The organism is Paenibacillus sp. MZ03-122A (assembly GCF_024213325.1).
GTDB lineage: Bacteria > Bacillota > Bacilli > Paenibacillales > Paenibacillaceae > Paenibacillus > Paenibacillus polymyxa_B.
In genome coordinates this window covers 1-482 of sequence record NZ_JANAVI010000065.1, presented here as the reverse complement: position 1 = coordinate 482, position 482 = coordinate 1, and the positions used below count along the sequence as shown (strand labels likewise).

At 48.5% G+C, this 482-nt stretch carries 1 protein-coding gene; it reads left to right on the top strand.

Annotation, left to right across the window (positions count from 1 at the left end; translation table 11 throughout):
* Positions 1-482, top strand: a 482-nt coding sequence (locus tag NLX74_RS25565) for a condensation domain-containing protein (RefSeq protein ID WP_254330941.1), incomplete at both ends; no start/stop codon positions are given.

Below are 482 nucleotides of genomic sequence, written 5' to 3'. Positions count from 1 at the left end.
CAAGACCTTTCACAGCGCATCAAACATGTGAAAGAAGGACTACGCCGCATTCCGCAAAAGGGCATTGGCTACGGTATATTGAGATACCTGTCCGCAGCACGTGAGCAAGAGCGTTTTGTAACCGAGCCTGAAATCAGCTTTAACTATCTGGGACAATTTGACCAAGATATGCAAAATAAATCCATTGGTGTATCTCCTTACGCTAGCGGAGCAGAGCTTAGCGCCCATGCAGCCAGATCGCACACGCTGGATATGAACGGACTGATTTCGGAAGGCGAGCTGCAATTGACGATCAGCTACAGCAAGCAGGAATATCGTCGTGAAACGATGGAGCAGCTAGCTGAAGAGTTTAGAATCAGTTTGCAGGAAATCATTGCGCATTGCACAGGTCGCAAACAGCAAGAACTGACGCCAAGCGATGTCATGCTGAAACATGTAACCATGGCCGAGCTGGATCAGTTGGTAGAACGGACTCGTGACAT